At 31.4% G+C, this 14732-nt stretch carries 15 protein-coding genes; all 15 read left to right on the top strand.

The window, feature by feature from the left end; all coding sequences use genetic code 11:
* Nucleotides 1–24: 24 nt before the first annotated feature.
* The 15 genes from A7L45_RS13920 to A7L45_RS13850 all read left to right on the top strand — a co-directional run bounded on the left by A7L45_RS13920 (nucleotide 25) and on the right by A7L45_RS13850 (nucleotide 14704).
* Nucleotides 25–2193, top strand: coding sequence for a phage tail tape measure protein (locus A7L45_RS13920; protein ID WP_071613349.1), 2169 nt, complete (start codon nucleotides 25–27; stop codon nucleotides 2191–2193).
* A gap of 12 nt (nucleotides 2194–2205) precedes the next feature.
* Nucleotides 2206–2616 carry a hypothetical protein gene (locus A7L45_RS13915; protein WP_071613348.1) on the top strand — a complete coding sequence of 137 codons (411 nt, stop codon included), beginning with the start codon at nucleotides 2206–2208 and terminating at the stop codon, nucleotides 2614–2616.
* The gene (locus A7L45_RS13910; RefSeq protein ID WP_071613347.1) at nucleotides 2606–3691 is read left to right on the top strand and encodes a hypothetical protein; all 1086 of its coding nucleotides are present in this window, start codon (nucleotides 2606–2608) and stop codon (nucleotides 3689–3691) included. Before A7L45_RS13915 ends, A7L45_RS13910 begins: the two co-directional genes overlap by 11 nt.
* A gap of 12 nt (nucleotides 3692–3703) precedes the next feature.
* A complete protein-coding gene (locus A7L45_RS13905) occupies nucleotides 3704–4033 on the top strand; it encodes a hypothetical protein (protein ID WP_071613346.1) in 330 nt (109 codons plus the stop codon).
* A gap of 14 nt (nucleotides 4034–4047) precedes the next feature.
* The gene (locus A7L45_RS23895) at nucleotides 4048–4956 is read left to right on the top strand and encodes a hypothetical protein (protein ID WP_071613345.1); all 909 of its coding nucleotides are present in this window, start codon (nucleotides 4048–4050) and stop codon (nucleotides 4954–4956) included.
* Between the two features lie 22 nt (nucleotides 4957–4978).
* Nucleotides 4979–6181 (top strand): hypothetical protein, encoded by a 1203-nt coding sequence (locus A7L45_RS13895; RefSeq protein WP_071613344.1) that lies wholly within the window; start codon nucleotides 4979–4981, stop codon nucleotides 6179–6181.
* Nucleotides 6182–6193: 12 nt separating this feature from the next.
* Complete coding sequence (locus A7L45_RS13890) at nucleotides 6194–7435, top strand: hypothetical protein (protein WP_071613343.1); 1242 nt, start codon at nucleotides 6194–6196, stop codon at nucleotides 7433–7435.
* Nucleotides 7436–7467: 32 nt separating this feature from the next.
* Entirely contained in the window at nucleotides 7468–9279 is a 1812-nt protein-coding gene (locus A7L45_RS13885; protein WP_236900449.1) for a nitroreductase family protein, read from the top strand.
* A 5-nt stretch (nucleotides 9280–9284) separates the two neighbouring features.
* Nucleotides 9285–9539 (top strand): hypothetical protein, encoded by a 255-nt coding sequence (locus tag A7L45_RS13880; protein WP_071613341.1) that lies wholly within the window; start codon nucleotides 9285–9287, stop codon nucleotides 9537–9539.
* An 11-nt stretch (nucleotides 9540–9550) separates the two neighbouring features.
* The gene (locus tag A7L45_RS13875; protein ID WP_071613340.1) at nucleotides 9551–10546 is read left to right on the top strand and encodes a hypothetical protein; all 996 of its coding nucleotides are present in this window, start codon (nucleotides 9551–9553) and stop codon (nucleotides 10544–10546) included.
* A gap of 11 nt (nucleotides 10547–10557) precedes the next feature.
* Nucleotides 10558–11634, top strand: a complete 1077-nt coding sequence (locus tag A7L45_RS13870; RefSeq protein WP_071613339.1) for a signal peptidase II — start codon at nucleotides 10558–10560, stop codon at nucleotides 11632–11634.
* Between the two features lie 20 nt (nucleotides 11635–11654).
* Nucleotides 11655–12308, top strand: a complete 654-nt coding sequence (locus A7L45_RS13865; protein ID WP_071613338.1) for a hypothetical protein — start codon at nucleotides 11655–11657, stop codon at nucleotides 12306–12308.
* A 71-nt stretch (nucleotides 12309–12379) separates the two neighbouring features.
* The gene (locus tag A7L45_RS13860) at nucleotides 12380–12838 is read left to right on the top strand and encodes a phage holin family protein (RefSeq protein ID WP_084647467.1); all 459 of its coding nucleotides are present in this window, start codon (nucleotides 12380–12382) and stop codon (nucleotides 12836–12838) included.
* 117 nt (nucleotides 12839–12955) lie between these two features.
* A complete protein-coding gene (locus A7L45_RS13855) occupies nucleotides 12956–13717 on the top strand; it encodes a DNA adenine methylase (protein ID WP_071614981.1) in 762 nt (253 codons plus the stop codon).
* A gap of 102 nt (nucleotides 13718–13819) precedes the next feature.
* Nucleotides 13820–14704 carry an N-acetylmuramoyl-L-alanine amidase gene (locus tag A7L45_RS13850; protein WP_071613337.1) on the top strand — a complete coding sequence of 295 codons (885 nt, stop codon included), beginning with the start codon at nucleotides 13820–13822 and terminating at the stop codon, nucleotides 14702–14704.
* Nucleotides 14705–14732 lie beyond the last annotated feature (28 nt).

Here is a 14732-nt window from a genome sequence, read left to right as displayed (position 1 = left end):
CTCTAAAATGGGAGGTGAAAATACATGGGGGTAAATGTTGGATCAGCAGTTGCCTACTTAACACTAGATAGAAGCCCCTTCCGCAATGGGTTAGCTAGTGCTGGAGCAGAAATGCGAAGCTTTGCGAGTGGTGGCGGAGTGCAATCATTGGGGAATGCAATGACAAGTGTAGGAAAAGGTATGGCACTGGGAGTAACCGCACCGCTTGTCGGCATAGGTGTAGCAGCAAGCAAAGCTAGTATGGATTTTGAAGCTCAAATGTCGAAGGTTAAGGCAATTAGTGGAGCAACAGGGGAAGACTTTAATAAATTAAGAGAACAGGCGATTAAGCTAGGCGCGGACACGAATTTTAGTGCTAGTGAAGCCGCGAATGGAATGGAGAATTTAGCATCAGCAGGATTTAAAAATACTGAAATAATGACTGCCATGCCAGGAATGTTATCTTTAGCAGCTGCAGGTGGAGTTGATATTGCAACCGCTGCCGATATTGCTAGTAGTTCTCTTCGAGGATTTGGGCTTGAAGCCGATAAAACTTCACATGTTGCGGATGTACTTGCAAAAGTTGCAGGTGATACTAATGCGGGAATTACAGATACAGGCGAGGCAATGAAATATATAGCACCAGTAGCAAAATCACTGGGCATAAGTTTAGAAGATACTAGTGCAGCAATAGGACTTCTTTCTAACGCGGGTATAAAGGGAAGCCAAGCGGGAACTACGCTTAGAGGAGCATTAACCAGTTTAGCAGCTCCAACAACTAAATCAAGCAAAGAAATGAAAAAACTAGGAATGAATTTCTTTGATGCACATGGCAAAATGTTACCTTTAGGACAAGTAATACAACAATTAAAAGACAAAACTAAAGGACTTACAAGTCAGCAAAAAGCATCAACTATGGAAACACTTTTTGGAAAAGAAGCAATGTCAGGAATGCTTACGTTAGTAGACCAAGGCCCTCAAAAATTTAATCAATTATCAAGTAGCCTTAAAAATTGCGATGGCGCTAGTAAAAAAATGGCTGATACTATGCAAGACAACTTAAAAGGTAGTATTGAAGCCATGAAGGGTAGTTTAGAAACAGCAGCTATAAGAATTGGAGATGTGTTGGCCCCTTCTATTAAAAAAATAGCGGGGTTTATAGCAGATTTAACTAATAAATTTAGTGCATTACCCAAGCCTGTACAAACATTCATAGTTAAAAGTGCGGTATTGGTGGCGGCAATCGGTCCAATTATGCTAGTTTTTGCTAAGCTTATAACTAGCACTAGAACAGTAATGAGTGTTTTTAGTGGGATATCAAGTGCAGCAAGAGTATTTACTATGTTGCCCGCATTACTAAGTCCGCCCGTTTTAATCGCAGTGGGAATAATAGCAGGATTAGGATTTATAGTATATGAAGTAAGAAAGCACTGGGATGGGTTGTCGGCATTTTTCACTAAAACTCTTGGGAAGATTAGTAGCTTCTTCAAAAAATGGGGGGTGGAAACATTAGCCGCGTTTGTAGCAATTATAGGGATCCCACTACTAATATCAAAGCATTGGGGGTCTCTATCTAAAAGTTTAAGTAACATATGTAATAAGATAAGTCATACATTCAAAACATCAATTGAAGGCTGGAAATATGGATTTTCTGAACTTGGGAAATTCATGGGCAAGGTAGGCGATTGGATTTGTGATGGACTCTTAGGAGGACTTGGAAAAGGCTTTAAAAAAGTAACAGATTTTGTAGGGAAAATGGCAAATGGAATCAAAAATACATTTAAAAAGATATTAGGAATAAACTCACCTTCAGTAGTTTTTGATTCTTACGGTGGATTTATAGGAGAGGGTCTTGTTGGTGGTTTGGATAAGCAAGACGGTGCTATAACCGCTAAATTCAAAGGACTAGGAAATAAAATAAAAGGTTTGGGAAATATAAGGCCTGATTTTTCTGGACTTAATAACACCGCTTTACATGGTCCAACTAGCGGTGGTAGAGATGGTATTGGTGGAATTGGCAATGTAAGTAATAATAGTAATGAAAGCACCAAAAAACTCAATTATAGTCCAAACATAAAAATGTATGTTACTGTTGCAGATACAGGTGTGAAAGGTACAGGACAGTTAACAAATGAACTAAATGGTATGGCTAAAACTGCTATGAAAAATAGCATGGTTGAAATGTTTATGAATGATGCAATTAAAAGTTTTTAGGAGGTGGACTAATTGGTATACAACGAGCCAAAAATGTATTTTAGCAATACAGATAAAACAAAAGGTACAGAAGTATTAGGGGCAATAGCCAATTATAAGCCTCCTTGCCCTGTACTTAACAATAAAGGTAATAAGGTATTACTGGGTTACACACATTTTCAAGAGGGCATAAAGGCAGATACACAAATTAAATTTTCTATTGTATTTGATATAAATACAGTAGAAGATATTAATAATTTTAAAGAATTTAGAAGTAAATACAATGAATATTTTTATTTTAAAGATGAACTAAATACGCTTTATAAAGGTAAACTCGTGGGAAATTATGAAATAGATTCGCCGATTGAGGGAGATATTTATTACATAGCTTTAGAAATGCTATGTGGACATGATGTGACGGGATGCGATACAAATGGAAATTAGAATAGAATTATATGAAAAAACAATAACAGGTGGGTATTATGCAACCCCAAGGATATTGAGAAATGATGAAATAATGAATATTAATATTAGCAGGAGAATTTTTGAATTAGGTACTTGTAGTTGTCTTATAGATAATACCGCTAGAGATAAGAATTTAACTGATATAGTAAACTTTACTGGACTAGGGTTTTATGATAATCATAATCAAGTTAAAGTGTATATAGATGATGAAATAGCCTTTATTGGTGTACTTAAAGAATATAAATATGATGAAGATAATAACACTTATTACTTTAGAGCAGAGGACATGTTATATAAAATATTTAGAACTATTGATGCTACACCATCATTAATTTATGAAAATACTACCGCAAAACAAGTAATAATACATTTATTTAAAAATGCTGGTATAAGTGATGTTAGATTTTCGGACGAAGTAGTCGACTATGATGTAAAAAAAATAAAAGTAGAATATAACAATACGTATGTAGATGTGTTAGATAAATTTTTTAATGTTATGTATGCGCGGTTTAATTGCAACAGGGACGGTAGCGTGGATATTGTAAAAGCATTTAAAAATTATGATGGTACTCCAATAATAAAATATAAACTCGAAAGTATGGATTTCATTAGTACTGGCGAGTATAGCAGAAATGAAAATGATATAAGAAATAAAGTGATTGTCAAAGCAAACGATAGTGATGTACAGGCGTTTGTATGCCCTTATCTTGTAGATCACATGAATAATGAAATATATTTAGATGTAATTGATGAAGACCTGGCTAACACTTTAGAAAAAAAAAGAAATGTAGCACGAAGGTATTTTAGGGATAAACTAAGACATGCAAAAAAATTCAGTTTAACAACTATAGATGGTAGTTTAGATAGAGACGTTGGGGATATGACAAGAATCTTTATGAATCAAAACAAGGTGCAAGGCTGGGCAATCGTGAATGGCATAAACACAAGCATTCAAGACGGCATTTGGCAAGATACATTGGAAATAGAAGTAGTAGTTGGAGATAAATGGATAGAACCATTAGCAGTAGGTGGTAATTATATTATTAAAGATTAGGGGGGGAAGGATATGGCAACTATAAACTTTAGAGAACCAATTGAATATATTATAAAAAGTTATGACAGAAAAAAAAATACAAAAATAACTGTTGAAGATGATGCCAGTAAATCTAAAGTAGAATTACCTGAATATCCTTGCCGACTTGTCAGAAATGAAGCTAAAAAAGTAATTAGCGTAATCTATTCAGAAGGTACAGCCTCAGAATGGTCAGAGGAATTAATAAGAAATACAGAGGGCGAAGTATTTCAAATAAAAACAATATATCCTGATAAGAGTTTTAAGACAATAGAGTTGTTTAAGAATACAGATAACGGGGTAGAAACAATAAAATATGTATAAAGCAGGTGGACGTCATGGGATTACCAAGTTATGTAGTCAATTTTGATGAATTAGTAGATGCCATAAAGGGCTATTTAGAAAATGGGATAAAAGTAGACGTTGGAGATATAACCTTTTCTACTGCGGATATGGAAAAATTATTAGCTGAAATTAGAGATAAAATACAAGGCATAGATTATGGCAATTTAATAAAAGCGTTAAATGATCTAGGTGTTAAGTTAACGGGTTTATTAACAGGAGACGATAGTGGAGCACAACATATGTACGGAGAAATGATAGAAATCCCAGCCACGATTGGGGATTATGTGATTGAATTTAAGCCACGTAAAAATGGCAGAATTACAGGTATTACCTATTCTCAATCGACCTGGAATTTTAAAGATAACTGGGATTTATTCTATGGAAATTCTGTTTTATTTGATAAGGTGAGAACTAAGGAATATGGAGAACATAAATATTTTAATGTATTTCTAGCAATAAGAGCGGGCGAATCATTAAAATTTATTCATCATAATGATAGTGGTACAAGTAAAGTTATATGGGTGGATTTTGAGATGCTGGAAGGATACACTGAGACACCTCAACCGAAGCCCGAAACTGGTCCTGTTCAAATAGTCACCGAGAAATTTGTTAATTCAAATGGTGATATTTCTTTAGAAATCCTTTATGATGTTGTGTGGACATTTGCAAAACCTATTAATTTTAACCCGTCAAATTTTAGTATTCAACTTGTTGATTATGTCCCAGCAAAATTTGTGGAAGGTGATTTATGGGTAGATGCCACGAGCAAAATTGTTATGTTTAGGTCGAAAATGTTTAAGTACAGTACTAAATATATTGCTTCTGCAGGTGCAACCAATCCTGATGGCGAATGGATTGGCTTGGAGTCCACTTTTGTAACTGCAGATTTTATTCCACTATAGGTAAATAAAAGGGGATAGCAAGATGGATACAGTAAAATATGTATTAAACTTTGAGGAATTTTCAGATGATTTTAAAACGAAAATAATTAAATTAGTAAACTCGGAGTTGGAATCTTTATATTATCCACCATCCAAATTAAATGATATAAACAAATTATTAGAAGAGATAGAAAAAATATTACCAGCTGAAAAATACAAAGAATTATTAATAAAGGTAAATAAGCTTATAAGTTTTATGTTTGGTAGGATCCAAAAAATATCATCAAGAGTATTAGATTTGCCACCTTTGAAAATGGGAACCACAGAGGAATTTAAATTTATTAAAGATATATATTTAACAGGGTTACATATATATCAAGATGGTTGGAAAAAGAATGATAATTTTGACTTAACAGTAAATAATCAAAAGTTAATATCTAATAAAGGATTAAAGGAAATAGGGGAACATGTATATTTTAACCCAAGCTATAAACTGGTAAATTCGCTTGATCCAATATTATTTAAGATAAACAATAATAGTGGCAACAGTAGACACGTAATGCTCGATTTAGAATATTTAGTCGAAAAAACAGACTTGGAAATAAAATTGCGTTTTGAAAATGATCAACCGGGAATACCTCAATATAGTAGTGGTGGCCCTTATGGCTCTAGGGAAATTGATGGCAGAACTTTTATGTGTCTTTTGGGATATTTCCCTCATTTTGACGCCAATGGCGGGAACAGAAGTTATTTCATCGGCGCAATGAACGCACATCAGTTTGTAAAAGATGAATTTTTAGATAATTATAGTTATTTAAATTATGGCCCGTATCAATTGCCTACACCTGACGATGCCCTAAGTGAAGAGTCTATATTTTATACAGATGGGTATCATAATCCAAGTGCAGATGGTGCAACAGTAATGGAATCTACCCTATATGTTCATGGATACGAAAACAGAATACTTCAGATATATATTGATGTGATCCAATACAGTCCAGCACTAGAACGAGTCCCGGCTACTGTAGATATATATTTAAAAACTAAACATGGAACTAAAAAAATATTATTACAAACATATAATGTCGATTTTACAAAATATAATGGCGAAGGAACTAGAGGAGTGTGCCAAATAAATATGGATACATTAGAAATTATTCCTATACAAAATTGCGAGCGGAAATATATACGCGATGGTGATGAATGGGAGAATTATTCATTGGATGGAGAAACAATTAAAAAATAGGAGGGTTACAGTATGACAATTACAGAAAAATTTTATTATGTAGAAGGAAATACAAGTGTTAAAAATTTAGTTAAAAGTTTAGTAACTGAAATAACACAAAATGCAGATATATATAAATGGGATTTAATATATCCAGCAACAATTGATTTAGTAGGGGTCTCAGGTGCTTCTAGTGAAATAGATCTTATAACAGATGCAAGTGTAACTGATAAAGTTGATACAAAATTTACGGTTGGAAGTAGCAAAGATATGTGTATTTTGAAAGCTTCTACGAGTTACGGAAAACAATTTTATTTAAAAATGGATAGATTAAAGTCAGATTTAACGAAGGAGGAAAAGCAGGCATTAATTAATTTTAAAAATTTACATACTTACAGTATTGGGATGGGGTCGGTTGGAACTAGAACAGATGCAGAAGTTTTAAATATGATGGCTGGGATAGGAGCTGTAAATGGGAATAGTGATGCTTATAATGCGTATGTTAGCGCTATGACTAAAAGTAATTCACTGAATAATATAGTGTTACAAATATCAGGAGCATTAAATAGTGCTGGAACTGATTTAGACATATCGTTAGCAATACAAAAAGAATATAATTACAGACTTGCCTGGTACAGAAAAGTGCAATCAGGGATTAAGGATTTTCTACCAGTTGAATATTTTATCAATCAGACTAAAGATGCAATTAATATTGTATTAAGAGGAGACCCTTCAGCAGATGTTGAACCCTACGAAAACTGGTTAACAGGTCATGCATATATAGGTGCGTTAAAGCCAGTGGAAGATTCAGCTACTACGGACGATATGTACAATTTCGGTATAACAACAAGTTCAGACATAGAACCTAGTTATGCAAGTCCCTACGGCGAAAGAACTGCAACTGGAATAACAGACTTTTGTATGATAGCAAATAAAATAGGTATGCCTTATCAACCACATTATCCGGCATTTTACGCTACAAACCCCTTCATGGATAAATGCAATATAGAAGGCAGTAGATGGAATCACAAAAAGCACCAATTTAGTGATATTACATTGGTTCATCCAGTAGACATGGAAAGGGGTAAAATGATTAATATTTTAGCTGGTGATGCTAGTGCAATTCACGATATGGATAAATTAGCTTACAAAAAGGATACTACTGATGAAGAATATTACAAGAAGTTCAAGATTACTGCACCATATAATTTTTTAAATAATAGTGCAAATATTAATTACTGTATAGCTATTAGATGCCCTAAAACAGTAGAGTAGAGGTGATTTAAATGCCCTTGCATACAATCCCCTTGTGTAACTTCAAATATGCAAGGGATACCCTTTCCAGTGCCACTTTTAAATATGACACTGAAGAAAATATATTAAAAACAAAAGAAAAAATGTTTTATAAAGAAGCAATAATTGAAATAGAAAAGGTTAAAGAAAATAAACATTTGTATAAAGGATTTGCAAATATAAAAAAAGAAAATACCAAACATTTATATAAAGAAGATTCTGCTATAATAAGAGAAATTGGGAAAGAATTAACACTACAAGATAGAGAAATAAATAAAAGTAAAGGTAAAGAAATACAGGAAATAAAAGATAATGATGTAGTATATATAGAAAGCAATAAAAATCTATTGAATATAGAACTACCGCAATTAAATAAAAATGGTAAAGTCATGGGTTTATCCAATGAACTTCTACAATTAAATAAATTTGAAAGTATATTTACACATTTAGAAGTCAAAAAAGAACTGTCTAAATGTGGAGTTGAACAGGGTTTAGAACTACAGAAAAATATAGGCATAGAAAAACATGTAATGAATTATCTTGAAAAGATTCATTCCAAGGAAATTGATACAAATAAATTAAAATTTGTTGAAAGGTATGGAACTAAGGGCATAGATAAAAATAAATATAGGTTTATAGATAGAAGCAGTCTAAAAGAAACAGATATTACCAACAATCTAATAATGCTAAATAGAGATATTGTAACAACTATATATGTAGACAAAAACATATATAAATTAAATCCGATAGGTATTAAAGAAATATCTAAAGATTGTAAAACAATATTAATGTATAATGCAGCATTGAAAAATATAGAAAAATATAGAGCTAAAGATGGATTATACAGAATAGCAAACAAAGAAATATTTAAAGATAATGAAAAATATTTTTATAGAATTGGATTAAACTTTATATTTAAAGATAAAGAAAAGTATTTAGACAGAGAAGCTATAACAACTATGTTTAAAAGCAGTGAAAAATATTTTGATAGAGAATATATAACTAACATATTTAAAAATAATGAAAAATATTTAAGTAATGATCCTTTAATAAATATTTATAAACAAATAGAAAAAGATTTATTAAATACAAGTATAATAGAAATTTTCAAAGATTATAATAAAAATTTAAATACAATTGAAAAAGAAATATTTTTACCTCACAATAATAAATTTATTGAGGTAACTAAAAGGTGGTGGTGGTTATATCCTACCTCTCCAATAGATAGATTAGTTGTACCTAATAAGGACTATGCAAGAATGAAAGATCTTTTGGAAAATACCGACTTTGAATATTTAAGATACAATAATCACCCCATAGAATGGGGCGAGAATTGGGGAATAGATTATAATATCCCACCTTGTTCGGTATCGATAGAAATAATGTTGGATTTAATAAATATATTGACAATGGTATGGCACAAGAACACACAAGGATGGCTAAGTATAACCGGCAAAGAAGCTATACAATTATTAATGGAATTGATTTATGATTGGTACACTTTAGATACTTCCAGTCCTAATACTGATTATTTAAGAGCATATAGATGGATTAGGTGGGAAGCCGAAAAGGTATATTTCTTAAATATTGAAAATGGACTGCAATCTATAGGCATATTGATGGCAAATTTAATAGATTATATGAAGTATCATCATTTCAACTTAGTTCCAATATGGGGAAATGTAAAGGCTATGGATATAGAAAGAACTTTTAACAGAATGGCCACAAATGGTGATTTAATGAAGGCTACAGATAAATTAAAAGGCAAAAGAAATTATATAATAGAAACGCAAAGTTTTGAAAAGAAAAATATTTTAGGGAGGTAAAAAATATGATAGAAAGCACAATAGATTTTAAAAAACCCAGACAAAACATGTGGGGTATATTAAAAGACAAAACTTTAACACAGCTACCATTTGGGCATGAATCTGACAATCTAGGAGTAGAAAAAATGTCTTATGCAACTAATTGTTACGCAGACGCTTTAGAAGAGGCACATACGCTAATAGCGAAAGGCTCAGGAACTAAAAATGTGCAAATAATTGAGTTCGTACCATATGATTACATGATGCAACCTAGGGTTTAGAGGTGATTTAAATGAAACTTATAAAAGTTAAAAATGGATTGTTGGAAGCTGAGAACTATTTCTTAGCTTCTTCTTTTTCTGATTTTGCTGGGAGTGCAAATATAACTAGAGATATTTCCTCAGGCAAATTGAAGCTAATCTCAAATAACAAAATAGAAAGAAAATTTGAGTATAAAGAGTTTGTTATAGAGTTAGAAAAAGAGAATTTTAAAACTATGGATATAGACGATTATTCTATGATTTATTTAGGTAATAAGGATTATAGCTTCGGAATTAAAGATACAAAAGCAGATACACAAAATAAGTTTTGGAAGATATTAAAGCAAGATAATTATATACAAGCTTATAGTAGCAAAGATGGAGATGCCTATATAAATATTGGAGGCATGGAGTTCTCAGATTCACTTACAAAACAAGGATTTACGAAATCTAACACAGATGATTTTATATTAAATAATTATAAAGTATATGCTAGTCCATATGTTACCCTACAAAATGCACCAGAGGGCTTCATAGTTGAGTTTTACAATTCAAAAGATGAAATAGTCGTCACTAGAAAATTCAATGCTGAGATGGAATGCAAGGTGTTCCTAGATGCTAAAATTCAAGGATATTTTATATTTAAAGACTTAGATAATAAAGAATATTATAAGTCTGAATTATTGGAGCTTGGCTATGGAGATGCTTATGTTTTAAGTCCTTACAATTTTGAAATCATATATCTTGGCAATGTGATAAATAATATTGATTCAGCATTGTTACAGGACTTGGAGGAACTTATCACTATTAAAAACATAGGGAATAAAGATTATATGAATATAAATATAGGCACTCAATCAAACGGTAATGACCTAATTCAATTATCCCTGGATAATGTAACCTATACAGACAATATTGCATTAGATATAGCACAAGGAACTCAAAAAGAAATATTTGTAAGGATAATTAAAAATGCTGATAATCATAGTTTTAATGTTAGAGATTTTCAGCTAATTGTAAATGAGTAGGAGGTGAGAACATGAGTGAGTTTTTTAATGTAACTCTTGATGATGTACTGCTTGATGACAGTATAGTTTCTAGTAAAATAGGATGGTCAAGTGAAAAGATACTTAGGGAAATTATAGATAAAAGAATTACTAAATTTGAAGAATTGTCAGATGTGGATGTAGTAAATAAAAAAGATAAACAAATTGTGGTTTTTTCTGGAGATACAAATAGGTTTACAACTATTGATTTAAGGCAAATTGGTGACGAATCGGGATTAAGTTTAAAACAAATATCCAAAATGAGTGTAATAGGAAGCCCTACAGTGCCTAAGGTAGTAGATATTCCTATTAATACTATAGATTTTAAAGTACCTAGGGTAAATGTTCTTAGATTTCAACTCGGAGACCAAAATGTTATAAAAACAGAAAATAGTTTTAATAATGGGGAATCAAATGATTTTGTACTAGATAATAAACTAGTTTTTGATGGAACAGTCCATCTAAATAATAATTACGAATATAAAATGAAAGTTGAAGAGGTTTCAGAAAAATATGATATCTACTCTGTAGAACTTGATTTCAGTGACTTTAAGGCTATTAAAGAAATAGTTCAAATAGATAAAGGGGTGGATAAGTATGTGTCAATTAAATCTATCCCAAGTGATAGATTAATGATTCCTATAGGAGATATGAATTTATCAAGTGTTCAGCATATAGATAAATTCCAATTAAAATCCTTTGGTAAAAACGGGAAAATCATATTAAGTTCGGATTGTGGGGAAACGTGGGCAACTTGGTATGGAGGGACATGGAAAGATATTAATCTATCATTGGATAATGTAAAGACATATGGAATGAATATAGATACATTTAATAGTGTAGGCGAACATTGGAATGATATAAATACTGCTAAAAAGATAAGATTTGCTTATCTCTTACAACAAGATGATATTGATTATAATGAGAGTTATGATGAACTTACAATACAATATGATAGTCAAGGACAATGGATACAAGCAAAAGAAAATGAGTATGATGTTGTATATGCATCTAATACATTATTGCAAGTGAAAATATATTTTAGTGGAGATGTTAAAATAAATTATTAAATTCTTAGGGAGATGATATTTTGAAAAAGGTGGATGCAATACCGCTATTAAAGAACGGAGTTGGAGATAATGGAATATTAAGCCCTAGCAATGCTAAATTTTATTCTATGTTTGATAAAAATCTATCAACATCATCAGATGCTAGATTTGGAGAAAATTCCAATTTTGGATATATAGGATATAAGTTTAATGCTCCGATAGTTATATGTCAATATAAAGTAGTAGCAACTTCATATAATTATTCTCCACAGTCATGGTTATTTAAAGCTAGCAATGATGGTGTAACATGGGTAATATTAGACACACAACCTTATATATCAGTGGCTAATTGGAAAGAAAAAATTGGTACAATGACGATTGATTTAAATAATATTAATCCATATTTATATTACGCTATCCTACCAACATCAAAATCATCAAGTTATAATGGTGCCATGTATATAAATGAATTAACTATGATTACACTTGCAACTGAAACGAAATATCTTATACAAGATAAAGACAATAATGTATATAAAGTAAGTAATGGTTTGTTGACTAATTTAGGTAAAATTCCTCCAGTAGGTGATTTGGTTATGAAAGAAGGATTTGAAGATTTAGCTGCCTTGAATAATTTTGGTAGCCAATTATTAGATATTTCTAAATGCAAAATATTCATGTGTAAAGAAAAATAATTTATAAAGTAAGTGAGATGTGGGACTAGAAATAGTCTTTTTATTTTGTTTATTTTTATAAGGGGGCGTAAATGAAACACTTTATTGAGTACTGCCAAGACTACTTTACAGGCAAAACCGCAGTTATTGGAACTGCATCAGCTGGACTTTTTACATGGTTGTTTGGCTCATGGGAAATAGGACTACAAGCTTTGTTTTACTGTATGATTGCAGATTACATAATGGGGATATTATGTGGCAAAAAGGAAAACAAATTAAGTTCTGATATAGGCTTTAAGGGGCTTAAAAAGAAATTCACTATATTGATTATACTTACATTAGCAGTAATGTTAGATAGATTACTAGGTCAAGGTTGGGTATTCCGAACTTTAGTAATATACTTTTACATTGGTATGGAAGGAATAAGTATTTTAGAAAACGCAGCACGATTAAACGTACCTATACCTAAAAAACTAAAAGATGCTCTTATCCAATTACAGGAAGGAAATAAAAAAGAAATTAAGGATCAGGACACTATTGATTCCAAGTAAATAAAAATTAAGCAGTAGATTTAGGCTTTTTATAGGCCTTTTTTTATTGCTTTTTAGAAAAAACGAATGAAAAGGGGATATATACGTATGAAAAAAATAGATAAACAGATGGAAACTATGCTAAAACCACCTATTACAAGAATGGGTGGAAAATCAAAGTTAAGAAAAACAATTATAGAGATGATACCTGAACATACATGTTATGCCGAGTTATTCTTTGGAGCTGGATGGGTTTATTTTGGCAAAGAGTCTTCAAAAGTTGAGGTTATTAATGATATAGATAAAGAATTGATAAATTTATTCAGAATGATTAAATATCATGCTCCAGAGATAGAAAGAATACTTGAATATGATTTCTCAGGTAGAAATATTTTTGATGAATATAAAAATGCTACTATCGAGCACCTAACGGAAATTCATAGAGCTACGAGGTATTTGTATTTAACAAGCCAAAGTTTTGCAGGAAAAGGGGGTCACTATGGTTATGGAACTACTACAAGACCATCACCACAAATATTTTATAAAGATGCATTACAAAGCTTAAAAGAAAGACTTAGAAATACTTATGTCGAAAACTTGAGCTTCGAAAAAATCATTGAAAAGTATGATAGACCTAACACTTTTTTCTTTTGTGACCCTCCATATTGGGAAACTGCTGGATATGGAAATACTTTTGGAGAAAAAGAACATCTTATATTAAGAAATATGCTCAAGAATTTACAAGGAAAATTTCTTCTAACGATTAATGATCATGAAAAGGTTAGAGAATGGTATGAAGGCTTTAATTTTAAGGAAGTGGAGGTTAATTATTCAGTTTCAAAAGACAAAAAAGCTAGGGGTAAATATAAAGAATTAATAATAACAAATTATAATACTTAAAAAATAATTTATCAAAACTATGATTTTTTCAAGATGAGTCTTTTTAAGGCTTCTTTTTTATGCAGTTCAACAAAATATATTTAAATAGGAGAGATGATAAAAATGTTAAATATTCAAAAGTTACTTATCAATTATAATTTTTCGAATAGAAATGAATCAATTAAATTTATTGTTATACACGATGTAGGAGAAACAGGTTCTACAGCACAGAATAATAGAGATTACTTTTCAGGAGGAAATAGAGGAGCTTCAGCTGATTTCTTTGTGGACTCAAATAACATAATTCAGATAATAGACTATATCAATAATTACAGTTGGGCTATTGGCGACGGACATGGAGCATTTGGTAAAACTAATGGAAATTCCGTCTCAATAGAAATGTGTTTAGAAAGTAATGGACAACCTTCAGAGAAAACTATACAAAACACATTAGAATTAACAAATTACTTAATGAAACAATTAGATATTGGTATAAGCAATGTGGTGAGGCATTATGATTGTTCACATAAATGTTGCCCGGAATCATTTAGCGATAATAACTGGGCTAAGTGGAATCAATTTAAAGCTAGGTTATCTACTCCAACTCCTACAATCAAATTTCGTAAAGTGTTAAAAGTAATAAAATCTAATGCATTATGCATCAATCCGATAACTGGAGCACTAGTAAAAAAATTCAAGGTGGGAGATTTACTAACAGCGATAGATTCTGATTCCGTTTGGTGGGTATTAACGATAGGAGAAATCAGTAAGGCTAATTGCGTAGAAGTTATTACTCCAATAAAAAGCACTACTATTACTTCAACTCCAACGTTAGGGACTGTAACAGCAACTACATTGAATGTTCGAGAATCACCAAATGTTAATAGCAAAATTATTGGGCAATTAACTAAAGGCGAAAAAGTTAAAATTGATTGTAAAAGAGGCAATTGGTACTCAACATTCTATGGAGATCATGGTGGATATGTATCTGCAGACTATATAAAATAATCAATTAGGTATCTATCTTGTAGATATC

The organism is Clostridium estertheticum subsp. estertheticum (assembly GCF_001877035.1).
GTDB lineage: Bacteria > Bacillota > Clostridia > Clostridiales > Clostridiaceae > Clostridium_AD > Clostridium_AD estertheticum.
This window is presented reverse-complemented; position numbering and strand designations above follow the sequence as displayed.

What these genes read in the sequence shown, in the direction of transcription:
- A7L45_RS13920 (WP_071613349.1), top strand. Translation starts at nt 25, where the DNA reads ATGGGGGTAAATGTTGGATCAGCAGTTGCCTACTTAACACTAGATAGA.
- A7L45_RS13910 (WP_071613347.1), top strand. Translation starts at nt 2,606, where the DNA reads ATGGAAATTAGAATAGAATTATATGAAAAAACAATAACAGGTGGGTAT.
- A7L45_RS13905 (WP_071613346.1), top strand. Translation starts at nt 3,704, where the DNA reads ATGGCAACTATAAACTTTAGAGAACCAATTGAATATATTATAAAAAGT.
- A7L45_RS23895 (WP_071613345.1), top strand. Translation starts at nt 4,048, where the DNA reads ATGGGATTACCAAGTTATGTAGTCAATTTTGATGAATTAGTAGATGCC.
- A7L45_RS13895 (WP_071613344.1), top strand. Translation starts at nt 4,979, where the DNA reads ATGGATACAGTAAAATATGTATTAAACTTTGAGGAATTTTCAGATGAT.
- A7L45_RS13890 (WP_071613343.1), top strand. Translation starts at nt 6,194, where the DNA reads ATGACAATTACAGAAAAATTTTATTATGTAGAAGGAAATACAAGTGTT.
- A7L45_RS13880 (WP_071613341.1), top strand. Translation starts at nt 9,285, where the DNA reads ATGATAGAAAGCACAATAGATTTTAAAAAACCCAGACAAAACATGTGG.
- A7L45_RS13875 (WP_071613340.1), top strand. Translation starts at nt 9,551, where the DNA reads ATGAAACTTATAAAAGTTAAAAATGGATTGTTGGAAGCTGAGAACTAT.
- A7L45_RS13870 (WP_071613339.1), top strand. Translation starts at nt 10,558, where the DNA reads ATGAGTGAGTTTTTTAATGTAACTCTTGATGATGTACTGCTTGATGAC.
- A7L45_RS13860 (WP_084647467.1), top strand. Translation starts at nt 12,380, where the DNA reads ATGAAACACTTTATTGAGTACTGCCAAGACTACTTTACAGGCAAAACC.
- A7L45_RS13855 (WP_071614981.1), top strand. Translation starts at nt 12,956, where the DNA reads ATGCTAAAACCACCTATTACAAGAATGGGTGGAAAATCAAAGTTAAGA.
- A7L45_RS13850 (WP_071613337.1), top strand. Translation starts at nt 13,820, where the DNA reads ATGTTAAATATTCAAAAGTTACTTATCAATTATAATTTTTCGAATAGA.